The sequence below is a fragment of the Streptococcus sp. IMAU 99161 genome (genome assembly GCF_014435245.1).
GTDB classification, from domain to species: domain Bacteria; phylum Bacillota; class Bacilli; order Lactobacillales; family Streptococcaceae; genus Streptococcus; species Streptococcus lactarius.
The window spans coordinates 346,156-369,781 of record NZ_JAAPAW010000011.1 but is presented as its reverse complement, the minus strand read 5'-3'; the positions used below and the strand labels follow the sequence as shown (position 1 = coordinate 369,781).

The window sequence follows — 23,626 nt, the reverse complement described above, 5'->3', positions numbered from 1 at the left end:
TTAACTCCTTTTTAAGCTATAGTGCTGGAAGAAGGCGATATCTCTGTAAGGGGACTCTTGGCAAACGGCCAGCTCCATTTTGAGCATAGACTCTCGCCAGCCTTCTTGGCTTTTGAAGCGGTTACCCTGCAAGCCATAAAAGATACGAATTCCTTGGTAATCCTGAACTTCGAGGGCTAGGTCTTCTACTGCTCTATCTAGATCATAGGCCTGAGCCAAGCCCATGGAGTGGGTTTCTAAGTCCTGACCTGCTAGGAGATCAAGCGCTTTCTGAGTATCATTTTCAAAGACGACGGTCTGCAGGACACGGCCAACTTCATTGTGCTTGACGATAGAGAGTAGGCCTCCTGGTTTCAAGAGACGGGTGAATTCCTTGAGAATCACCTTGCGATCTTCTACATACTCCAAAACATTGTGGCAGAGGATGACCTCAAAGCTAGCCTCTTCAAGGCTTGCTAACTGATCTAGACTTCCGACGAGTTGCTGGTAGGGATGGTCCTGGGCCCGTAAGGCCACCATTTCTTGATTGGGCTCCACAGCAAGGACTTGATTGTCTTGCGCCAGGTGGTTGGCCACAAGGCCAAAGCCACTGCCGAAGTCAAGCACTCGCTTTCCCTTAATGTCCTGTAATTGCTCAAAAAGGATATCATAATAGAGCTGTCCCCAGGGTTGCCGGATGTTTTCTAAATAAGCTTGAATATTGGCGGCCATCTGGCTCCTCCTATTTGTAGTTGAACATCTTGCTGGCGAGCTTGTCCGAGATACGTGGGAAAAGGATATAGAGTTTGTGAGTTAGGTTCAAGAGCCAAGGCAAATTGAGCTCGCGTTTTGGTTTTCCAAAGTTTTTCACGATCTTCTTGGCCACAAAGTCTGGTTCCAAAATGTAGCGGTCCACAGCCTTGACATAGCTTCCGTCAGGATCTGCCTGGTCAAAGAAAGTAGTCCGAATGGGACCCGGATTAACCGTCGTCACATGGACACCAAAGGGCATGAGTTCCAAACGCAGAGCGTTAGAGAAGCCGATGGCCGCAAACTTGGTGGCCGAATAGAGACTAGATTTAGCAGTTGCAACTAAGCCCGCCATGCTGACGATGTTAACAATGTGCCCCTTGCCTGTTTCCTTCATGTGCGCACCGATCAAACGTGAAAACTGCATGAGGGCAAAGGTATTGACCCCAAACATTTCCCGAACTTGCTGGTCAGAAATGCGATCAAAGGCCTCAAAGATGCCATAACCTGCATTGTTGACCAAGACGTCGATCTGTCCATAGCGCTGATAAAGGTCCTCCACTAGCTGTTGGACAGCTGATGGATCGGTGATATCGATCCCGATGCATTCAGCCTGAGGATGGCTAGCATAGAGGTCTTCCAGTTTTTCTTGATTTCGACCTAAAAGAATCAGCCGGTCTTCAGGGAGGAGTTTGACCATTTCTTGGGCCAAGCCTCCGCTTGCTCCTGTGATGATGATGGTTTGCATTTTAGATCTCCACTTCTTCTAAATCTTTGACGACATAGACATTTTCAAAAATGCTGGACGCATCCTTGCGCAATTGGCTGATGTCTTTTGATAAAAACCGGGCACTGATATGGTTGAGAAGAAGACGTTTTGCGCCAGCTTCACGCGCCACTTCTGCCGCCTGCATATTGGTCGAGTGCCCGTGCTTTCGAGCAATCGTTTCATCACCCTTGCCATAGGTGGACTCATGGACCAAGACATCTGCATTGACCCCCAGACGGACGCTGGCATTGGTCTTACGCGTATCTCCCAGAATAGTGATGACTTTACCCGGTCGAGGGGCTGAAATGTAGTCTGCTGCAATGATCTTGGTGCCATCTTCCAGCGTAACATCCTGGCCATTTTTGACTTTCCCAAAGAGCGGTCCAAAAGGAACTCCTGCCGCCTTCAACTTCTCTGCATCCAGTGTTCCTTCGAGGTCTTTTTGCATGACCCGGTAGCCCACACAAAAAATAGTATGGTCCAAAGCTTCCGTATAGACCGTGAATTTATCGGTTTCTAAAATCTTGCCCAGAGAATGTTCATCGAATTCATGAAAATGGATGCGGTAAGGCAGGCGAGAACCCGATACCCGAAGACTGGTCATGACAAAGGATTTGATCCCTACTGGACCATAAATATCCAGATCCGTCTGCTCTTCATTGGCCTGGAAGGCCCGGCTAGAGAGGAAACCTGGCAAACCAAAAATATGGTCCCCATGTAGGTGAGTGATAAAGATCTTGCTAACTTTTCGCGGGCGAATGGTGGTCTCTAAAATTTGATTCTGGGTCGCTTCGCCACAGTCAAAGAGCCAGACTTCATTGATTTCATCTAGCAATTTGAGCGCTAAGCTCGATACATTACGGGCTTTTGAGGGTTGCCCAGCTCCCGTTCCTAAAAATTGAATGTCCATTGTCTACTTTCTATCTATATAAATCATAGCCGTCCGGTTCTCTGAACGAAACGAAAGGTTGCCAGAATAGGCGTGAGCCTGCTCAAGCAGCTCTTCTTGGTTATAGCCTGACAGTTTGAAGCGTCCATCTTCCAAGGTCATCAAGTCCGTCAGGGCTGTGAGCGCTTCTGTTTTGGTCACCACTTCTGAGCCGGCCTCTTGCAAACAGATCTTGCCATCTTTTTCAAAGACCAAACAATCCGGAAAGATCTCTGAAATTTCGAATAAAATCGAAGGGGTGATTTCCGCCGCTGGATTTTCAGCAAAAACACAGGCCATCTCTTCATTTACATAGGCCAAGCCATAAGACTTCCCTGATAAGTTGAGGCGGATAAAGGGCTTGCCTTCATCAAAGCTTTGCTGAACGGTGAATAAGTCAAATACCCGGCTCAAGTCCAAGAAATATTCCATAGCCTCCTTGGGGCTCTTCTTTTGATAGAGCTCAGCGAAATAGGCATTGATCACACTTGGGGGAGGCGTAATCACACGGAGACGCAAGTCCTCAGGGATCGTGCTTAAAAGATTAGTCAGATAGACCCGATCGAGGCTGGTATAACCTCCATATTTTATCGCTAAATCAACATAATCCGTCATAAAATTCTTCCAACTTCCACTTATTTTTCTCTGCGATATAGCCTTGAATGACCTCGACGTCACCTTCAAAATCGCGCTGGTCAATGATTGCGACCGTCTCTAGGTCATGAGTTCGATAGGATTTTGAAAAGGGAACGCGAATGGTAAAAGGAACAAAGAGTTCTCTCAGTTTTTCTAGTAACAAAGCTTGAAGGTCCTCTCGGGCTGTCTCAGAGCGTGCTGAAATCAAGCTAAAAGGTGTCTGGGTTGGGGTAAAGTCTGCTACTTTATCTGCTTTGTTGTAGAGGGTCAAGCGAGGAATCTCTAGCATATCTAGGTCCTTCATGATCGAGACCACGGTCTTTTCATGCTCTTCATGATTGGGATCAGAAGCATCGATGACATGGACCAAGAGATCCACATTCTTACTTTCTTCCAGGGTCGACTTAAAGCTCGATACCAACTCTGTCGGCAGGTCTTGGATAAAGCCAACCGTATCGGTCAGGGTCACTTGCAGATTGCCTGTTAGATGGATGCTCTTGGTTGTGGCATCCAAGGTTGCAAAGAGTTCATCGGCTTCATACTGGCTCTTACTGGTCAGCTGATTCATAATAGTCGACTTCCCTGCATTGGTATAGCCGATCAAACCAATCTTAAAGACTGGTGATTCCAAGCGTTTTTCACGAAGGGTTTCCCGGTTCTTTTCAACAGCCTTGAGCTGGCGTTCGATATCGGTGATTTGATTGCGGACGCTCCGGCGGTTCAACTCCAGCTGGCTTTCCCCTGGTCCACGTGAACCAATTCCCCCGGCCTGACGGCTAAGCATGATCCCTTGACCGACAAGGCGTGGCAAGAGATATTTAAGCTGGGCCAAGTGCACCTGCAACTTCCCCTCATGACTCCTAGCCCGCATGGCAAAGATATCTAAAATCAGCTGCATCCGGTCAATGACCTTAACTCCTAGGATTTCTTCTAAATTGACATTTTGCCGAGGGGTCAAGCGGTTATTGACCACTACCGTTGTAATCTCATCTGCTTCGACCATTTGAGCGATTTCTTCGAGTTTTCCTGCACCAACAAAGGTCTTAGTGTCGTATTTCTCCCGCTTTTGTGTATAGGAGCCCCGGACATCTCCACCGGCTGTTTTAGCTAGGCTCGCCAACTCCTCCATCGACATCTCAAAATTGTCCATGCCTTGTAGTTCCACACCAACCAATAGGATGCGTTCTTGTTTCTTTTCTGTTTCAATCATGCTCTAAAAACTCCTTTACATCTGCAAGAACCTGCTCCTTGAAGTGGGGGGCAGAAATGGCGTAAAAGGTTACTTCCATCCGATTTCGAAACCAGGTCAGCTGCCGTTTAGCAAAACGACGCGTATTGCGCTTGAGGATCTCACTGGCTTCCGCAAGGCTCTGCTCTCCCTTAAAGTAAGGAAAGAGTTCCTTGTAGCCAATGCCTTTACTGGCTTGCACATCTGGATAATGGTCATAGAGCCACCGAGCTTCATCCAGTAAGCCCTCCTCTAGCATGCGATCTACTCGACGATTGATACGATCATAGATCAAGGAGCGTTCATCATTTAGACAGATCAGATAGGGTTCATAATCGGTCTCTTCGTTTGCTAGGTCTTTCCCAAAATGCGCAATTTCAAGAGCCCGCATGGCCCGACGGCGATTGAGCTGAGGAATCACAAGTCCTTGCTCCGCCACTCTTTGGTACAAGTCTTCATCCGAAAGCAAGTCCAATTGAGCCCGATAGGCCAGAATCTCTTCATGAGGAATTTCACCACCAAGATGATAGCCTTCAAGAAGACTTTGGATGTAGAGGCCCGTCCCACCTGCAATGATGGGGAGCTTGCCTCGGGCTGTGATCTCCGCGATGGCCTGTTTAGCTTCTCTTACAAAATCAAAAGCCGAGTAAGACTCGGTTACTTCCCGCACATCGATCAAATGATGGGGAGCTGCAGCTTGCTCCTCTGGTGTCGCCTTGGCTGTCCCAATATCCAGCTTGCGATAGACTTGCTGGCTATCACCACTGATGATTTCACCATTGAGAGCTTGGGCCAAATCGATCGCAAGTGCTGTCTTTCCAACCGCGGTCGGTCCCACAATCACAATTATCTTGGTTTTCATCGTTTTTCCTTGCAAAATTCACGTTTTTTCGTTACCATATATTATAACATAAATATTTAAAGTTCAGAAAAGGAGAAATTCTCATGGCTAAAGGATTTGGTAAAGGTTTTGTTACTGGTGTTGCTGGTACAGTTGCTGCTGTCGCAGGTGCAGTTTACACATTCAAGAAAAAAGTAATCGAGCCAGAAGAAAAGAAAGCAGCTTTCATCGAAGAAAACCGCAAAAAAGCAGCACGTCGCCGTGTATCACACTAATCCAACAAAAAGCCCCGGGAAACCGGAGCTTTTTTTGCTGAAGAAAAAGTCCATTTTGGAAAATTTTCTATTGCTGGTAGGGCTTGTCAAGATAAGCTAACACAAGTAATGCTAAAAGAATTAGAATGATATATGTTGTGTTTATTCAAAGATATACTGAAACTTTCCGCAGTGACAAAAGTACCTGAAACAGAATCTGTTTCAGGTACTCGGAATTATTGAGACCCTAGGCTCAATAATTAGCTATGGAACTTCGTAGAAGTTCGCTAGCGTCCGTCGTCACCTAAGGAAAGATAAAATATAAAGAATGATTTCACCGTTCTTTGATCATTTTCGTTGCGATTTCCAAGAGCTCCACTCCCATCTGAAAGTGCTCGTCTAACAAATCATAGACGGCATCTTCAGACAAAACACCACAAGGAAGATCGGCTGGAAAGTCAGCTTGATTGGACAGATCTAAGTCGTCAAAATAGGCCTGACTACTATAATAATCGCGCAGTTGGGCATAGCTCTCTTGATGCTCTTTTAGTCGATCCACTGCTTTTTTTGTACCTTCCAAAGTCTTAGCATAGTCATTCAAATAACCTTCCATCCTTTGGATGCGTTCGATTTTTTCCTTTGCAATTGCCATCATTTACTCCACTTTCACTACTTCTAGATGAGGGCCACCTAAAAGTACCAGATATTTTTCAACGTCCTCTTGACCATAGGAACGGCGAAGAGCTTCTGCATAGAGATCGAGCTGATCTCGGTAGCGTTCGACCAATTGGCTAGGGACCTTGTAGTGATCTGTCTTGTAGTCAAAGAGCAGGATCCGATCTTCTAGCACGATATACCCATCCAAGATCCCCCGCACGACAAAGTCCTCTCCACTAGCTGGATCTTTCTTCAGCATAGCAAAGGGGGCTTCACGATGAACACGAGGTGCTTCTCTTTGAAGTAAGGTCCCCAAAGGCGTCTCATAGAAAGCGAGAATGGCCTCCAGCTTGATGCGCGCTTTGACCGCTGGCTCTGCTTGAACCTGCTCCAAGGCTTGATGTAGTGTATCAAGAGTGATTTCTTCTTCAAGAGGCACGCGCTGCATGAGTTCATGGACAGCACTACCAACTTGGGCTCCTGTCACCGCTTTTTCTTGACCAAAAGTTGGAAGCTCAAACTCAGGCGCAACAAGCTTGGCATCCATGATTTGGACGCCATTGGCATCCATGACAGGCTCGTAGAATTTCTTGATCTGGCTAGGGGTACGGACACTAGGTAAATGAATGGCCGGAGCATAGAGCTGATTGAGACGATCAACATTTTCCAAGATATCCAAAGCCCGACGAATATCCTCTGACTGGCGGACATCCTTGAGCTGATCCAGGCGGGAATCCTTCTCCTTCTCTAGTGGCTCCAGCTGATCCGTTGTCAGGTCTTCATCTGTCACAAAACGCGTGTCATAAGCCAGTGTATTCTTGGCGAACACATCTTGAATAGCAAAGAGCCAGTCCTGATAAGAGGTCCATTCTTTTCGTTTTTCCGGATCCAGCTTGCCATTGCGACTGGTCCCCCAATCTGTATCGCGCAGTTTGTCCTCCCGGCCTTTTCCGACCAGATAGAGCTTGAGCTCGGCCCGTGTCATAGCAACATATAGAAGACGCATCTGCTCTGAAATCGTGGCTAATTTTGTTTCTTCCACATTACCTTGGTAGCAAGGTGTTTCGATCTGCAGGCGAATGGATTCTGGAGCAGCTGGATTTTCTGTCTCAACCGGCAGGTTGGCAATGTATTTAAAACCAATCCCTTTTTGGCGACTGAGGATGATTGGCCCCGATTGATCCTTGCGGTTGAAGGCCTTGTCCATATTGAGAAGAAAGACATACTTGAATTCCAACCCCTTACTCTTATGAACGGTCATGAGCTGAACGGCATCTTTTGGTGCCGCCAGAGGGACGCTGGCCAAATCGTGTTCATTTTCGATCACCTTGTCGATCATGGCAATGAAGCGCGACAAGCCCTTAAAACTGGCCTTCTCATAATCATTGGCCCGAAGTGTCAAGGCATAGAGGTTGGCCTGACGCTGGGCCCCATTTGGAAGGGCACCGACATAGTCATAGTAATAGCGATCCTCATAGATTTTCCACAACAAATCATAAAGCGAAGAGGTCTTGGCAGCAGCCCGCCAAGTAGATAAAACCTTGAGGAAGTTCTCGATTTTAGCGAAGAGCTTAGCATCCATCAGATTGGCATGCTCTGCAGTCTGTTCAAGGGCTAACTGGACCTTGTGGTAGAAGTCCACTTGCTTTTGCTCTGGAAGCGACTGCAAGGAAATCCGTGCCAGCTCATCTTCATCAAAGTCAAACATGGGTGATTTCATAAGGGCCACTAATGGATAATCATGCAAGGGATTGTCAATGGTCCGCAAGGTATCCAGCATGACCATCACTTCCAGCGACTCTAGATAATGCGCCTGTCCGCTATCTGCCACAATCGGAATCTGGTAGTGGTCAAAGGCTTCCAGAATGGCGTCATTTCGCGTTCGAGTCGCGGTCAAGAGAGTGATCTCTTTAAAAGGCACTTTTTCCACCCGATGGAGGCGTAAAATTTCTTTGATAACCAGAAGAATCTCTCCCTTGGAAATGGTCTCAAGACCAGAGAGAGCTTCCTCGTCTTCGGTCTTTTCTTCTTGGTCCTGGCTGCCATCATAGAGCAAAAACTCTGCCCGATGTTGTGGCAAGGCCATCCGCTGCTTGTCGCTTCCTGCAACTAGATAGTGGGTTTGATTGTAGTCAATCTCTCCTACCTCTTCGTCCATCAAATGGCGAAAGACATCATTGGTCGCATCTAACACTTCCACATGACTCCGGAAATTTTCCTTGAGGAGGATCAACCGCCCTTTTGCCCCTTCTTCTTGGTAGGCCTTAAACTTATCATTGAAAATCTGTGGATCTGCCTGACGGAAACGGTAAATGGATTGCTTGATATCCCCCACCATGAAGCGATTGTGCCCATTTGACAACAAGTCCAACATCCGCTCTTGGGTGTGGTTGGTATCCTGGTACTCATCGACCATGACCTCATGATAGCGCTCTTGAAAGGCTTGTCTCACTTCTGGGAATTGCTCTAAAATTTGAATGGCAAAATGACTAATATCCCCAAATTCAAAAGCTTTTTCTTGGATTTTTCGCTCCAGATAAGCCTGAGAAAAGTCTCTGATAAAATCCCGCAGCAAAGAGAGCATGGGGCCTTCTTCTTGGTGGAAGGTTTGTTGAAATTCCAGCTGATAGAGCTGATTTTCCAAGTCTCTGAGGCGATTGATATGAATGTTTTTGTCCTGGTTATAAGCCGTAACTAGGTCTTTCAGCTCTTCTTTACGGGCTCTATTGGTCAAGGCTCCCCCATTTGAAGCCCGGCTAATTGCAACGACCGCCTTTAGAACAGTGGTCAGTTGCGCTTTATTAGGGCGCTCTGTGAGGCTTCCAATCTGATCCAGCACCTCTTGCACGGCTTCCAAATATTTGGCCTTACCAAATGCTTGGCCTTCATTAGACAAATGAAAGGCAAAAAAGCTCTCTGCCTCATAGAGGGCTTGCTGGATGCTCTCCATTAATTCGCCTTCAACCTGGTCAAAATCAGTCTCTTCATAGCCTTTTAGGAAATGCTCCTCCAGCCATTTTTCCGGATCACTAGTCGACTGAAGAAAGTCATAGATTTGGTAGACTTGCTCTTTAAACAAGGTCAAATTTTTGCGCTGTCCCGTGAAATTCTTGACCATCTGGACAAAAGCTTCTTGGTTTTCTCCTTGGTAATAGCGGTCAAAAACAGTCTGAAAGACTTCATTTTGCAAGAGACGCTGCTCACTGGCATTTTGTAAAATCCGAAACTGGGGCGCCAACCCAAGCAAATAGCCATAGCGCGTTAGGACCTTTTGGGTAAAGGAGTCCATGGTTCCGATATCACTTGTGGCGACATCTGCGATTTGACGGGCCAAGTGTTGCTTGAGTTCTGGATCATCAGACGCTTGCAAAGCTTTACCAAGTTCACTTTCCAAACGCTCCTTGAGCTCTCCTGCTGCCTTGACCGTAAAGGTCGAGATAAAGAGCTCCTTAATCGAAATGCCTCGCTGGATCTGATCCAGTATCCGCTGCACCATGACAAAGGTCTTCCCCGAACCAGCAGAGGCCGACACCAAGATATTGGTCCCCGAACTATAGATGGCATCGATCTGTTCCGGTGTCCGCTTTTGCTCCTTGCTAGAAGCTGCTTCTTGGGCCTGAAGGGCCTTGATTTCTTCTCTTGTCAAAAATGCTTGTTTGATCATTTGTTCAAGACCTCCTTCATCTTCTCGATCCAAGCGGCTTTCACCTTTTCACCGCGTATTCCTTTTTGTTCTAGTTTGGTCAAGAATCGTGCCTGACCGAGGTGACGATCGGCTTCAAAACCTGTGATAGATTTAAACTGCTCCACATATGGTGCGATATTGCGCCCATTTTCACTATAGGGATTGATGGCAAATTGCCCCTTGAGGATCCCTTCTGCTGCTGTTTTATAGAGATAAGCATTGTACAAGAGGAGCAGGTCCAGCTCTTCCTTACTCAACATCATGGCCTTGTTTTTATCATAGGCCTCGCCCAGATAAGGCGCCTGATCTGCCATAAAGAGCCCCTTGTACTGTTGACTTTTCATAGTTTGGTTGATGGCATCGTCGACTGTCTTGGTCTTTTTCAGATCTACTAGGGGATCTCCCATTTCCAAATACATGGCTCCGAAAATCCCTTGCTCCTCTTGGTATTCCTTCAAATCCTGAATCGCAGAAAGATAGGTTGGCAATTGAGAATTCAGGCCATTAAAGAACTTGTCGTAGTGGAATTGTGTCAGACTGGACTTGTAATCCACAACGCCAAGAGCTCCTTGTTCGCTCAATTGGTCAATCCGGTCCACCTTTCCACGTAGCTGTAAGAGCCTGCCATCAGACAAAGGATAAGAGGTGTGGGTGCTCCCCCCAAAGAGGGTCTCCTCACCGATGGTCTCGATACCATTTTGCTGGGCGAGGACACGCCCCGTTGTTTTTGCGGTATCAAGAAGCAAGTTGCGAATAAACTTGGTCTCTCCATTTTCTCCATACAATTGCTGGAATTCCGCTTCCTGGCTGGTTTCTCGAATTGCCTCGCTTAAACGCTGATCAAAAGCTTGATCGGAGCCGTCTTTTAAGACTCGTTCAAAGATCCGGTGCAGGAAATTCCCATGACTGCGGGCGTCTGGCCGGATGGTTTCGTCTTCTTGTAGCCCCAATACATAGCGCAGATAAAAGGCATACTGGTGCTTGTAGTATTCATTCAAGGCAGAAGCAGATAAGGTCAAGGCTTTGCCTTCTGGATAGAGCGCTTGAAGCGTATCCGACTGGAGCTGGCGACTCTTCAATTCCGTTGAAATCTGAGGAATCTGAATGCCTTCAGCGGCCAATTTCTTGCGCAAGACCCGTACGGCCACACCCCAAAAGCTGGCTTCTTCAGCAGACAACTCACTCGTGATCTCTTCTTGATGGAGTTCGATCACGCGTGTTAAGAGGGCTCGGTAGGTCCCGATATCATCACTTGAGGCTTGGGCTTGTTTGCTTATCCACTCGATAGCAATGGGCTCCTTGGCCAATTCTAGAAGGTAAGGAGAGACACTATCTTCCGTTTCATTGACCAAGCTAGGGGCCGATAGGACCAGTTGTTCGGTCGCCGCATTGAGGAGCGAAACCGCCACAAAGCGATTCTTCTTGAGATTTTCGCTGGTCACCACCTGGAGCTCTGCTCCTTCTTGGGTGGCCTCATTAAGCTGTTGTCGTTCTTCTTCACTGAGAAGTGAGGTATTCTGCGCGATCTTTGGAAAACGTTCTTGGGTCAGCCCGATCGCGTAGACATAAGGGGCTGTCAAAGGCTCAATCAAGTCATAGGACTGAACCGTCACCACATCGACTGTAGCAGGAACTGTCCGGTATTGTGACAATTGCATGCCGGATAAGACAAGAGCTAGAAAGTCGTCCACTGTCAGTTCTTGGTCCTCAAAAACCACGTTCAACTCCTCCAAAACATGGAGAAAGGCCTTCCAGACCTGGTCATAGCGCTCCTGCTCTTCCAAAGCTAGATCCTTGATCAAAGCTTGTAGATTCTGAGAAAGCTGAGCCTCTTGCAGAAACTCTGTAAAGACTGTTAACAGTTGGGAAACCTTTTGTTTGCGCTGTGAAAAGAAGGGAGCTAGAGGTTCTACGACTCGTTTTCGGAGGGCATTGAGTGCTTCTAGATTAAACTTACCCTGACGATTGCTGGTAAAAGGCTTGTGAAATTTTGTAGCACCTTTTACTTCCGCAAAGCCAAGGTACTGCTCAAAAGCATCGACTTCTTCTTGCGTCAGATCACTATACAGACCCGTTTTCAACAGATTGATGACGTCTTCTGTCTGGTAATTGAACTGCTTGATCCGCCCTAGCGATTCAATGACCTGAATCAAAGGATGGTGGACCATGGCCTCACTTCGTCCTAAGTAAAAGGGGATCTGATACTGGTCAAAAATGGTCTTGAGTTGCAGTTGATAAGCTTCTACATCGCCTAGCAAGACCCGAATATCCCGATAGCGCGCTCCGTCATGAAGACGTTGACGGATGGATTTAGCGACAAATTCCAATTCTTCTTTTTGTGTATTGGTTTGCCAGAGTTGAACAGCGGTTCGATCTTGGTTCTCCAGTTCATCTTCCACTTGTGAAAAATCGTAGCGCGCTTCTAACATGCGGGTCATGCGACTAAAGGAGTCTTCGATCGCTTGCCCACGATACTGAGGCTGAACCTGAAAAGTCTTTGCCAACCGGAGGAGAAAGTCAACACTAGCCTGATAGAGATTGCCCTCTCTAAAGGTTGCTCGATAAGCTTTTTCACTGGCATAAACCCCGATAACAATCTCCACTCCTTTTCGGTGAAGTAGACCAATCAAGGCCTCTTCTTCCGCAGAAAAACGAGTAAAGCCATCGACGACGATCGCCACATCCTTCAATTGCTCTTCCAAGTGCCCCTCTTCAACCTGGTGGAGGAAAATGGCAATCTTGGACTGGGATTCATACCGGTGCTGAACCAGCATTTCAGAGACAGCTTCAAAAAGCGCCAAGAGGTCCTCTCTTTTTTCAGCTTCCTCGAGCAACTCTAAATCTGTAAAATCCATCTGGGATGTCTGTAATTCATGGTAGAGCTGAACCAGTTGCTGGATAAACTGAGGATCCTTGCGCAGGGCTCCGTAAACCTTAAGATCCTGGTCCTTCATGTGGGAAAGAGCTTTAAAAAACAGCATGCCTAGACCGATGTCATCTAACGGTTGCTCCTCAAAAACCTGATTCAGGATGAAATAACGGGCCATTTGAGCAAAGCGCGTAATGGTTATGGCAAAAGAAGCCTGACCTTCTAAATAGGACAAGACCTTGGCTTCTTTTTCAAAGGAAAGAGAGTTAGGGGCAATGTAAAACACACGCTTACCATCTTCTACTAACCTTACGGCTTCTTGCGTCAGGACCTGGGTCAAGGGGGTCCGAACATCCGTATAGAGTAATTTCATCCGATCCGTTCTCCTTTTGGCACTTTCTTGAGAGCTTATTATCTTCTTATTATATCATTTTCGCAGGAGGGACTAAAGCAAGAAGTCATGCTCCTCTTGCCCCAATTTTAGGACATTTGTGCTACAATAAAGGCTAAAGAAACAGAAAGGATGATCCCGATGACCAGCATTTATGATTTTTCTTTAGAAAACCAACAAGGGGAAGAAATTTCTCTTTCCCACTACCAAGGTAAGGTCCTCATCGTAGTGAATACGGCGACCGGTTGTGGCCTAACCCCACAATACCAAGGACTACAAGATCTCTACCAGCGCTACCAGGAAAAGGGGCTTGAAATCCTAGACATCCCTTGTAACCAATTCATGGGGCAAGCCCCAGGAACTGCCGAAGAAATCAATCATTTCTGTAGCCTCAACTACCAGACCACCTTCCCACGATTCGCCAAAGCCAAGGTCAATGGCAAAGAGGCCCTTCCTCTTTATGACTGGCTCAAAAGCCAAGCAGCCGGACCACTGGGCAAACGCATCGAATGGAACTTCGCAAAATTTGTCATCGACCGACAAGGCCACGTCGCCCAACGCTTCTCCTCCAAAACAGAACCAGCATCCATGGAAGACTTGATCCAAGAATTGCTTGATAACTAAAAGACGCTCTAGTTAATCATAAAACTAGAGCGTCTTTTATTAATTAAATCAATAATAAGTTATTGGTACAACACACAACCAATAGTTTCAAGCAAAAATTTGATAGTAATTTACTTATAAAAATCCTTCATTAAGTTATTTAAGTCAGTTTTTAGAATAATTTGCCTATCTTGAGTTAATTGACATTTTTCCTCATGGATTAGCTTTTCTAATATCTTTTCTCCTAATACTCCACCAATATGAAACTTTCTTTCAGAAAAATCTAAACATAATTTGATATTAGGATTAGACTGATAACCCAACCATTGCTGTATAGCATTACTTCCTGCTTGAGTTAAAGAGTAGCTGATAGGGGATTCCTGTTCCATTAATTTATTTTGAATAAACCACTCAAATATTGAAACTCCTGCTTTCCCTGCTAAATGGTGAAAACATGTCCGTGCTTCACCAAGCTTAATTGCTTGAGGACGTCTAGACAGTTTTGCAATAGCTTGTCTTCCTTGCTCCGTGGTGAGAGTATTATCATTATTTAATTTATAGTAAATTCGGCCGTAAAAGTTAAATAAAACTATTTTAGGACTAGCCTTTAAAAAAGCAATTTCACTTTTCGATAAAGAATACCCTAAAGTTCTTTCAATCTCATTTTGGGTGAGAAAACGGTTAGCTGATAAAACCGAGATAATTTGTGACGTTGACATAGTAGTTCACCACCTTTTTAATGATTAAAGCCTCAATTTTTAAAGAAATGGTAGAAATTCGGCATAAGTTGTGTAATGAGCTGTGTTGGCTCATAAAGAACGAATTTTTTAGCTTTAGTTGTCGTTAATAAGTTAGCATCCTTTAAAATTTGTAAATGTCTGGATATACTTGAATTACTCATTAATAAAATTTGAGCCAAAGATTGTGTCGTACTTGGTTTATCAATAACATAATTCATAATTTGTAAACGGACAGGGTCACTCAAAGCTTTAAAAATAGTAATCAAATTTTCCGGTGTGGAGTTATAGTAACTTGGCTGTTCTGTAATATCATAGGTAATAGCAATTCCTTGGTTGAAAGATTCAACAAACAGATGAGGCCAAATAAAATAACTTGGTAATAACATAATAGAATCACTATCTTGCAGTTGGATTTCTTGGTCAAAAGGTTTAATGATGGCCAGCCTGTCCTTTCTCCAATGAATGCGGTCAATTTGCAAATGATTAAACATTTCTTCAAAACCATTTTCCCTTAAAAAAGAAGCTTGATGTTGGATTTCTGTTAAGAGCTTTCGTTGAATACCTTTACTTTTCCAAGTTTCATCAAATATTTCTTGGCGGTACCAATCAATAAAAGAGAAAAGATGTTGATAAACACCAGAGGCATTCTTCCTCAAGTCTATAAGTAACTGATTATCCTCATTCAAAGAAAAATCCTTCCATTCTAATCCTTTTGCTAATGTTGGAATGAAGGAGTTTTCTCTGTCACTGGACACTTTCTCTAAATGCTCAATTAATTGAATAGTTGGGAATTCATCAAGAAATTTCTTTAAATTTTTTATCTCTTCTTCAATCGTTGTCGCATGATAGCGAAAATTACAAAGTAAAATAGGAGAAACACCAAGTTCATAAAAAAGTTGAAAATAGTGAAGCTTCTCATAGAAATCATCTGTCAATCTATCTTGTATCTCAATGACCCAATCAATATTTGTACCATGATGACGCGGGTTCAATAAGATATGTAAGCTTCTAAAAAGTTCATTTAAGGGTGAGTACACAAATTGTATCCTTTGTGTTAATGTTTCATCCGTTTTCAGAGCATAGTTACTAAATTGAACTGTAATAGTCATGTGCATGTTCCTTCTAAACGATTCGATATTTTTAGAATCGATTGATTAAAATTTTATTACATTGTATCATATTTATAATTTTTAGAAAAGAGGTTATATTTATGATACACGATACCAAACATTTAATTTACACAGCTAAACCCAAGGAGGAAATTTTATGAGTAGACGGTTGCAGGATTTACTAATAACAGTTATCGCAGGTATGGGAATGTTATTGTCAACTTTAGATACTGGTATTATCAATGTTGCACTATCTTTCCTAAAAGAGCAATTCCATACAACAGCTAATACTGCAGCTTTTACAATAACTGGATATGCACTGGCATTGGCAATATTCATACTTCCTTTAGGCATTTTTAGTGACAAATTCGGCAAACTAAAAATTTCTTACTTAGGATTCGTTCTTTTTGGACTTAGCTCGCTTTTTTGTGGGTTTGCTAATAGTATTGGTTGGCTTATCGCTGGACGAGTAATTCAAGGAATTGGGTCAGCTGCCTTACAAGCTACTTCTGCAGCTTTGATTACAACATTAGTATCAGAAGAACAAAAAAATAGCTCTATTAGTATTTTAGGAGTTATGATAGGTTTAGGTCCTGTATTAGGTCCCTCTTTAGGTGGCATATTGCTATCTTTAAATGTTTGGCGGTTTATTTTTTGGATAAATGTCCCTTTCGTAATTATTGGTATTATTTGCAATCACTATCTTCTTAACAAAGTTTCTGAGCAGACTAACAATCAAAAATTAGACACATCTGGAACAATTGTTAATGCAATAATGTTAATTTGCCTATTGTTAGGACTATCATTATTAAGTAAGAGTCATTTACAAATAATCAGTCTTATTCTAATAATAATTAGTTTATTGATCGGTATTTTATTTTATCGAATTGAATTTATCCAAAAAAATCCACTTGTCAATGTTAAGGGACTTAAGGAGAATTCTAAAGTAATTTCTTACCTTTTACAGACGATTGCTTTTGGTTTTGCCTCTGCCATGATATTTTTACTACCTCCATTTATTTTTGAACAGTTATATCATTTAGGAGTAGGAGTTACTGGATTTCTTGTTTTGGGAGCTCCAGCTGGATTAGTTATCTTTTCACGAGTATCAGGAAAATTGAACGATGGGAGTAAAAACATAACTTTTAGCCGCTTAGGTTTGGGTATTATTTGCCTGTCTTTAATTTTCTTAGTATTTCTTAACACCAAATGGTCTTATCTGTTTCTAACTTTTGAACTTTTTATTTATGGTGTTGGTGGTGGCTATTTTCAGCCTGCAAATATCGCTAGTATTATGCAAGCCAGTCCCATGGAAATGCAAGGAAGCACGGGAGCTTTACAACGAATGGTACAAAATATTGCCATTTCGGCTGGTTCAGCAGTCGGTTCAACCTGTCTAAATCTTTGGCCAAACAATCTATTATTAGCTGCTCGGATTGGATGGGGAATTACATTAGTGTTAGTTATTATGAGTTTAAAGGACATGATTTTTTCAAAACACAATAATTAACTATAAAAAGGATTTCAGTGACTACTGAAATCTCAGAAAGTAGACAAACGTCATTTTTGGCGTTTGTCTTTTTGTTATGTGACTTTTAGTCCGTCTCGCACCTAACGGAGCGAGACGGACTAAAAGTCACATAATCTAAAAGCTTGAGCTAACGCTCAAGCTTTTTTTCTTAATCAATTTCAAGTCCACCGGTGTAGAGGCGATAATAGGTGCCACGTTCTGCCATCAAGGAAGCATGGTTGCCTCGTTCGATGATGCGTCCGTGGTCCATCACCATGATCACATCGGAATTGACAATCGTCGACAGGCGGTGAGCAATGACAAAGACTGTCCGACCTTCCATCAAGCGGTCCATCCCTTCTTGCACCATCTTCTCAGTCCGAGAGTCGATCGAAGACGTCGCTTCGTCCAGAATCAAGACTGGCGCATTGGCAAGGGCTGCACGGGCAATGGCGATCAATTGCCGTTGACCATTTGAAAGGCCAGCTCCATCATCCGTCAAGACAGTTTCGTAGCCCTGATCCAAGTGTTTGACGAAGGAATCCACATTGGCAATCCGAGCTGCCTCTAGGATCTCCTCACGAGTCGCATCAGCACGGCCATAAGCGATGTTTTCCGCAATGGTTCCCGTAAATAAGTGCGTATCTTGCAAAACAATACCGAGGGAGCGACGAAGGGAATCCTTATCGATTAATTTAACATCGATGCCATCATAAGTGATCATTCCAGACTGAATATCATAGAAACGGTTGATCAAATTGGTAATGGTAGTCTTACCCGCACCGGTCGCACCGACAAAGGCCACTTTTTGACCTTTTTCCGCATAGAGATTGATGCCTTTAAGGATCTGCTTTTTCCCATCATAGGAGAAATCAACATGGTCAAAGACCACATGCCCCACCAGTTTGACCAATTGGTAGCTGCCATTTGGACGAGGATGTTTCCAAGCCCATTTGTTGGTTTTCTGATCAGTTTCGACCATTTCTCCATCGACCAGTTCATAGTTGACCAAGGTGACTTTCCCTTGATTGACTTCTTCTTCCTCATCCAAAAGATCAAAGACACGATCTCCACCAGCCAAGGCCATGAGGACAAAGTTCAACTGTTGAGAGACTTGAGCAATAGGACCTGTGAAGGAGCGGTTCAATTGAAGAAAGGCCATCAGTCCACCGATGGTCAACCCACCGACGCCGTTTAGGGCAAAGAGTCCACCGACCAAGGCTGTCAAAACAAAGGAAACATTTCCTAGATTTCCAAGAACCGGCATGAGGACATTGGCATAGCGGTTGGCTTGGTAAGAAGATTCAAAGAGTTGGTCATTGATACGGTCAAAATCTTCGATACTTTCTGCTTCATGAACAAAGGCCTTGACCACTTTTTGACCAGACATCATTTCTTCAATAAAGCCATTTTCAATCCCTAAGTTCTTTTGTTGGGCCCCAAAGTAACGACCAGACTTGCCAGAAACATCCTTGATAATAAAGAACATAACAAGGACCATCACCAGAACAATCAAGAACAAGAGTGGACTAACCGTCAGCATGGTAATCGTCACTCCAAGGATGGTAATGGCTGAAGAGATGAGTTGGGGAATGGATTGTTCAATGGCCTGACGAAGGGCATCAATATCATTGGTATAGATGGACATGATGTCCCCGTGTTGGTGGGTATCAAAGTAACGAACCGGCAGTTTTTGCATGCGAGCAAACAACTGATTCCGAAGACTTCTAAGCGAGTCTTGAGAAACCGTCGCCATAATCAAGGTAAAGCCATAGTTGGCAAGAACCCCGATCAAACAGATCAAACCAACCCGCATCAAAAAGGACAAGAGCGGTCCAAAATCCTGGCTGTTGCTTGTCAGCATGGGCTCCACATAGACATCGACCAAGGATTGAATCGAAGCTATCACATTGACCGTCGCAAGAGACGATAGAACGATCAAGATAGAGGAGATGATCAGGGCAAGTTTATAGTTCTTCCAAAGGAAGTTGAGCAAGCGAAGGAGCGAGCCTAGATTTGCTTTTTTCTTAGTTTTCATCTGCTTCTCCTTTCCCTTGTGTTTGCATTTCGTATACTTCTTGGTAAATAGCGTTGGTCACAAGCAGTTCCTCGTGACGACCGATGGCATCAATCTGACCATCGTTCATGACGATGATACGATCTGCATCTTGAATCGAGGAAATTCGTTGACCAATGATAATTTTAGTCGTCTCTTTCAAGCTGGTGGCCAACCCCTGACGGATCAAACTATCGGTCTTGGTATCGACCGCAGAAGTCGAATCGTCCAGAATCAAAATCTTCGGATTCATGAGAAGGGCACGCGCGATACAAAGACGTTGGCGCTGTCCACCGGAGACGTTGGATCCCCCACGCTCAATCTTGGTGTCATAACCCTCTTTGAAATCTTGAATAAATTCATCGGCTTGGGCGATCTTACATGCTTCGATGATTTCTTCATCTGTCGCATCTTTCTTGCCCCAGCGCATATTTTCTTTAATCGTACCAGAGAAAAGGACATTGGTCTGAAGAACCATGGCCACTTGCTTACGAAGAGCATCGAGGTCGTATTCTTTGACATCGTGGCCTGCTACTGTCACTCGACCAGACTCGACATCATAGAGACGAGGAATCAACTGCACTAAGCTAGACTTCCCAGAACCTGTTCCACCCAGGATTCCAATGACTTCACCGGATGAAATCGAGAGATTCAACCCTTGTAAAACATGGGTCTTATCGCCGTTTTCATCGGTATAGGCAAAGGTTACATCTTCAAAATCAATCGCCCCATTGGCCACTTCTTTGAGGCCATTTTGGGGAGAGTCAATCGTCGTTTTGGTCGTCAAGACTTCATTGATCCGCTCGACAGAAGCCATGGAAATGGACAACATGACAAAGATCATCATAAACATCATGAGCGACATGAGAATGGTCATGGTGTAGCTAAACATAGAGGTCAAATTTCCAGTAGAGAGTTGCCCTCCAACGATCAGATGAGCCCCGATCCAAGAGATCAAAAGGAAGGAAGCATACATGGAAAGCATCATAGCTGGGCTACTAAAGACAACGATACGGATGGCCTTCATAAACATGTTGTAAATCAAGCGTGAAGCCTTCTTAAACTTAACCGTTTCGTCCGCTTCCTTAACGTAAGACTTGACCACCCGCATATTGGTGATGTTTTCTTTAATACTATTATTTAAATTATCGTAGGCTTCAAAAACCTCCGTAAAGAGCGGATACACAATCTTCATGATGATGCTGAGAACTGCTGCCAAAAAGATGGTCACGTAGACAAAGATCATGGCCATCTCTGCATTGATCATGAAACAAGCCACAATGGCAAAGATCAAATTGAGCGGTGCCCGCACACAAATCCGAATGATCATTTGATAAGAATTCTGCACATTGGTCACGTCCGTCATCATCCGAGTAACCAGCCCACCTGATGAAAACTGGTCAATATTCTCAAACGAGAAGGTTTGGACCTTTTTGAAAATGGCACGACGAAGGTTTTTGGCAAAACCAGCTGATGCATAGGCGCCATAACGGGCCGACTGAATCCCACAAAAGAGGGAGCAAAAGGCACAGATCAGCATGAGTCCACCATAAAACAAGATATTCTGCATATTTCTTTGTAGCACACCTTGGTCTAGCAAGCTCGCCATGACAAAGGGAATTGAAATCTCAAACATGACTTCAAAGACCATGAACAAGGAAGCCAAAATCGAGGGCTTCTTGAATTCTTTGATCTCGGAAATTAAGGATTGAATCATCATTACCTCCAATAAGTTTCATACTTTTACCCGTGGTAGAAACAAGGTTTCCTCCCACTAAAAACAGGTCAAAACACACAAAATTCCCTGAGGGAAAGACCCTAGGGATGACGCATGTATATTGATTAAGTACCATTGTAAACTAATTTCGCAAAAAAAGCAAGATTTTTAAACAGCATCCGTTTTTCTGTTGATCCTGTACAAAGAGTCTGGGACAAAACTCAATTGTCTTTGGATTGTCGAGCAAGACGCAGTGGTTGAGTGCTCAAAGCACTGCTTTGAGGTGGCGAATAGAACTTGCGAAGCAAGTATCCTAAGTCTTTGTTCGCTTTTTAAGCTTCAAAGATACCCTATGTTGACGGAAACTATGTTTCCTTTATCTGCAACCTTCAACAGTCTCCCAGACTGTTGAAGCTGTGCGGAGGTGAGACGACGAAATCGAATTCTAACGAATGACTGATTTCTGTCCCACTCTCTCTTCTAGTTATTCTGCTAAGAGTACTTCTTTGATGGTTTGTTTTTGGAGTTTTCTGTTGGATAGATAAAAGAGGCTTTCATAAACCACCGCAAAACCAAGCAAGGTCCAAAAGCAAACGTTCCAGTCAAAGTTGTGTTCAATCTTTTCAGGTACCGTGTCTTTGATCACACCAATCAAGATTTCCATGATGCCATATTGATAAGCCGTCCCAAGGGCAAATCCTAGATAAGCCCAGAAACGATAAGGAGCGAGAAGATGACTTTGGCATTCACGATCGGTGTAGCCAAATGCCTTCATAAGAGCCAAGGTTTCGCGACTTTCTGAGACCACAATTCCCAATGACAAAAAGAGAATCGAGAAAGAAAGGATCAGCCCAATCATGATCATCATGGTTTGGATGATGTCATCTGTGTAGTCCCTTAGACCAAAAGACAATTGAACCATGGCCGCAAAACACATGGAGCCAAAGACCACAAAAAACAGGATCGATTTTCTCCCCCAAATCAGCGACGAAGACAGCTCTTTTAGGAAGGATTTCTCTTTCTTAGGAACCCTTTTTCTCCTTTTGACCTTGATTGGACTTGGGGATTTTTTCAATAGGCGAAGGGCCGGCGTTTGTAGTTGTCTTCTAGCATAGCCAATCGCAAGGACCATAAAGAAAGTCGTTGGCAGTATCACCAAAGCAACTAAGAGCTGCCAGTGAAAATGAATGATAATTTCTGGCAAAATCCCCTTCTCATTGCGAAAGTCATAAAAATGCCCCATCATTAGAAAAGAAGCTAAATAGCCAAGAAGCGCTCCAACTCCAAAACTGAGTCCAAAAGCCCAAAATCGTTTCGCCAACTGGCCATTGCTATAGCCTAAAGCCTTTAAAATTCCTAATTGTTCCTTGTGGTCATCGACAAATTGTTTGATATAAAAACACATGAGAAGTATCGACGTCAAGGACAAGACAACCCCACTGACCATGGCCACCATCCAAGAGAGCGAAACCTGGGCATCATAGTAGGTCTGAATCATCGGATTGGTTTTAGAAATCTCCAACTGCTCGATATCCAGGTAAAAATTTAAGAAAAGATTGGCCACAAATACCGCACAAGCCCCAATGATACTGACGACAACTAATTTTCGAATATCTTTTACTGAAAACATGGCTTACCATCCAATCTCATAGGCAGTCTGAGGCTGATCGTTGATCACAACTTGGGTAATCTTGCCACTATTGACGCGAATGATGGTTCTGGCCATATCCGCAATATTTTGGTTGTGCGTCACCATAATGAGGGTAAAGCCTAGCTTTTCCTTCAACTTCCAGATATAGTCCAGAATCTTGCGTCCTGTTTCTTCATCCAGGGCTCCCGTCGGCTCATCTAAGAAAAGAATCTCTGGCTTTTTAGCCAAGGCACGGGCAATGGAGACTCTCTGCTGTTCCCCACCAGACAATTCACTTGGATACTTGTCTAGCTTATCGCCAAGCCCCAAATCTTCGATAATCTGCAAAAAATCATGATTATTTGCCAAATCAGCTCCCATCTTTACATTCTGTCTGACCGTCAGATTCGGTAATAAATAATACTGCTGAAAAATAAAGGCAATCTTCTCACGTCTAAAGGCTGTCAATTGAGTATCCGTGAGCTGCGATAAATCCTGCCCTTGAATGAGGATATGCCCCTCATCTACCTTTTCTAATCCGGATAATACGTTTAAGAGGGTTGACTTTCCTGATCCAGAAGGACCTAGGATAACCACATCATTCTGGTCTTGAATCTGCAAATCAATCCCTTTTAAAACATTGGTTTGGCCGTAACTTTTGTGAACATTTTTTAGTTGAATCATTTCTTTCCTATCATTTCTTTGATGAGAGATTGACAAACCTCTGTCAGTAATCCAATCACTTCTTCCATACTGAACTGGTAAATACCAGAAGCAACCATAGAGGCCATCCCGTGCGAGTAGATAAATAGATGCTGGTACAAGCGACTAGCATCCTCTACAGTCAAAGGATAGTCTGCGACAATTGAATCCAGAACCAATTGGTAGCTATGATCCTTCATGGGAAGAAAATCTTGAAAGCGACGAATCGGATCTTTGCTAGGATTTTGGAAAAGCAACTGAAAGAGTTGGGGCTCTTTTGAGGCGAACAGGATATAAGCAACCCCGACAGATCGAAAAGGCTTCTCATCTTCTAGGGCCTTGCGAATATACCCCACCACTACCATTTCCGCAGCAATAATCACCTCTGCTTGTAACTCAGCCATATTTGCAAATTGCCCAAAAATGACCCTTGGTGTGGCTCCCAGTTTTTCCGCTAATGCTCGAGCCGTCAAACTAGCCAAGCCCTCTTCTCTCACCAATTGTAAAGCTGTCCCAATCATAGTCTCTTTACTAAATTTAACCTTGGGTGGCATAAGACTCCTTTCGCGCAA

The 23,626-nt window shown here is 44.1% G+C and carries 19 protein-coding genes; 3 read left to right on the top strand and 16 right to left on the bottom strand.

From position 1 onward, the window contains the following. From HA044_RS07315 to miaA, 6 genes are read right to left on the bottom strand one after another with little or no spacing between them, the layout of a single operon-like run. Positions 1-711, bottom strand: a complete 711-nt coding sequence (locus HA044_RS07315; protein WP_187540549.1) for a bifunctional 2-polyprenyl-6-hydroxyphenol methylase/3-demethylubiquinol 3-O-methyltransferase UbiG — start codon at positions 709-711, stop codon at positions 1-3. 10 nt (positions 712-721) lie between these two features. Next, a complete protein-coding gene (locus tag HA044_RS07310; RefSeq protein ID WP_187540548.1) occupies positions 722-1,477 on the bottom strand; it encodes an SDR family oxidoreductase in 756 nt (251 codons plus the stop codon). A gap of 1 nt (position 1,478) precedes the next feature. Then, entirely contained in the window at positions 1,479-2,408 is a 930-nt protein-coding gene (gene rnz, locus HA044_RS07305) for a ribonuclease Z (RefSeq protein WP_187540547.1), read from the bottom strand. Between the two features lie 3 nt (positions 2,409-2,411). Then, a complete protein-coding gene (locus HA044_RS07300; protein ID WP_187540546.1) occupies positions 2,412-3,041 on the bottom strand; it encodes a cystathionine beta-lyase in 630 nt (209 codons plus the stop codon). After that, complete coding sequence (hflX, locus tag HA044_RS07295; RefSeq protein ID WP_187540545.1) at positions 3,025-4,272, bottom strand: GTPase HflX; 1,248 nt, start codon at positions 4,270-4,272, stop codon at positions 3,025-3,027. Before hflX ends, HA044_RS07300 begins: the two co-directional genes overlap by 17 nt. Beyond that, positions 4,265-5,152, bottom strand: coding sequence for a tRNA (adenosine(37)-N6)-dimethylallyltransferase MiaA (gene miaA, locus HA044_RS07290; protein ID WP_187540544.1), 888 nt, complete (start codon positions 5,150-5,152; stop codon positions 4,265-4,267). The genes hflX and miaA overlap by 8 nt, the downstream gene beginning before the upstream one ends. 83 nt (positions 5,153-5,235) lie before the next feature. Between miaA and HA044_RS07285 the strand changes: the two genes are divergently transcribed. After that, on the top strand, positions 5,236-5,406 hold the full coding sequence (locus HA044_RS07285; RefSeq protein ID WP_003014881.1) for a DUF3042 family protein: 171 nt from the start codon (positions 5,236-5,238) through the stop codon (positions 5,404-5,406). Between the two features lie 313 nt (positions 5,407-5,719). On the opposite strand, the gene HA044_RS07280 is transcribed toward HA044_RS07285, so the two are convergent. From HA044_RS07280 to rexB, 3 genes are read right to left on the bottom strand one after another with little or no spacing between them, the layout of a single operon-like run. Further along, on the bottom strand, positions 5,720-6,037 hold the full coding sequence (locus HA044_RS07280; protein ID WP_187540689.1) for a DUF4298 domain-containing protein: 318 nt from the start codon (positions 6,035-6,037) through the stop codon (positions 5,720-5,722). Between the two features lie 3 nt (positions 6,038-6,040). Beyond that, on the bottom strand, positions 6,041-9,706 hold the full coding sequence (addA, locus tag HA044_RS07275) for a helicase-exonuclease AddAB subunit AddA (RefSeq protein WP_187540543.1): 3,666 nt from the start codon (positions 9,704-9,706) through the stop codon (positions 6,041-6,043). Beyond that, on the bottom strand, positions 9,703-12,969 hold the full coding sequence (gene rexB / locus HA044_RS07270; protein WP_187540542.1) for an ATP-dependent nuclease subunit B: 3,267 nt from the start codon (positions 12,967-12,969) through the stop codon (positions 9,703-9,705). The genes addA and rexB overlap by 4 nt, the downstream gene beginning before the upstream one ends. A gap of 159 nt (positions 12,970-13,128) precedes the next feature. Here rexB and HA044_RS07265 point away from each other — a divergent pair, with 159 nt between their 5' ends. Then, a complete protein-coding gene (locus tag HA044_RS07265; protein ID WP_187540541.1) occupies positions 13,129-13,611 on the top strand; it encodes a glutathione peroxidase in 483 nt (160 codons plus the stop codon). 110 nt (positions 13,612-13,721) lie between these two features. Here HA044_RS07265 and HA044_RS07260 read toward each other — a convergent pair whose 3' ends face one another. Next, on the bottom strand, positions 13,722-13,979 hold the full coding sequence (locus HA044_RS07260) for a transcriptional regulator (RefSeq protein ID WP_187540688.1): 258 nt from the start codon (positions 13,977-13,979) through the stop codon (positions 13,722-13,724). A gap of 362 nt (positions 13,980-14,341) precedes the next feature. Further along, positions 14,342-15,439 carry a DUF5937 family protein gene (locus HA044_RS07255; protein WP_187540540.1) on the bottom strand — a complete coding sequence of 366 codons (1,098 nt, stop codon included), beginning with the start codon at positions 15,437-15,439 and terminating at the stop codon, positions 14,342-14,344. Positions 15,440-15,596: 157 nt separating this feature from the next. On the opposite strand from HA044_RS07255, the gene HA044_RS07250 reads away from it, so the two are divergent. After that, positions 15,597-16,949 carry an MFS transporter gene (locus HA044_RS07250; RefSeq protein WP_187540539.1) on the top strand — a complete coding sequence of 451 codons (1,353 nt, stop codon included), beginning with the start codon at positions 15,597-15,599 and terminating at the stop codon, positions 16,947-16,949. A gap of 169 nt (positions 16,950-17,118) precedes the next feature. Here the strand turns inward: HA044_RS07250 and HA044_RS07245 are convergent, their stop codons facing one another. The 5 genes from HA044_RS07245 to HA044_RS07225 form a co-directional block, all read right to left on the bottom strand. Then, entirely contained in the window at positions 17,119-18,987 is a 1,869-nt protein-coding gene (locus tag HA044_RS07245) for an ABC transporter ATP-binding protein (protein ID WP_187540538.1), read from the bottom strand. Then, positions 18,977-20,722: an ABC transporter ATP-binding protein gene (locus HA044_RS07240; protein ID WP_187540537.1), complete on the bottom strand. Its 1,746-nt coding sequence runs from the start codon at positions 20,720-20,722 to the stop codon at positions 18,977-18,979. Before HA044_RS07240 ends, HA044_RS07245 begins: the two co-directional genes overlap by 11 nt. Positions 20,723-21,206: 484 nt before the next feature. Continuing rightward, positions 21,207-22,352 (bottom strand): FtsX-like permease family protein, encoded by a 1,146-nt coding sequence (locus HA044_RS07235; protein WP_187540536.1) that lies wholly within the window; start codon positions 22,350-22,352, stop codon positions 21,207-21,209. 3 nt (positions 22,353-22,355) lie between these two features. Next, complete coding sequence (locus HA044_RS07230) at positions 22,356-23,036, bottom strand: ABC transporter ATP-binding protein (protein WP_187540535.1); 681 nt, start codon at positions 23,034-23,036, stop codon at positions 22,356-22,358. Further along, positions 23,033-23,608 carry a TetR/AcrR family transcriptional regulator gene (locus HA044_RS07225; RefSeq protein ID WP_187540534.1) on the bottom strand — a complete coding sequence of 192 codons (576 nt, stop codon included), beginning with the start codon at positions 23,606-23,608 and terminating at the stop codon, positions 23,033-23,035. Before HA044_RS07225 ends, HA044_RS07230 begins: the two co-directional genes overlap by 4 nt. Between the last annotated feature and the right edge of the window lie 18 nt (positions 23,609-23,626).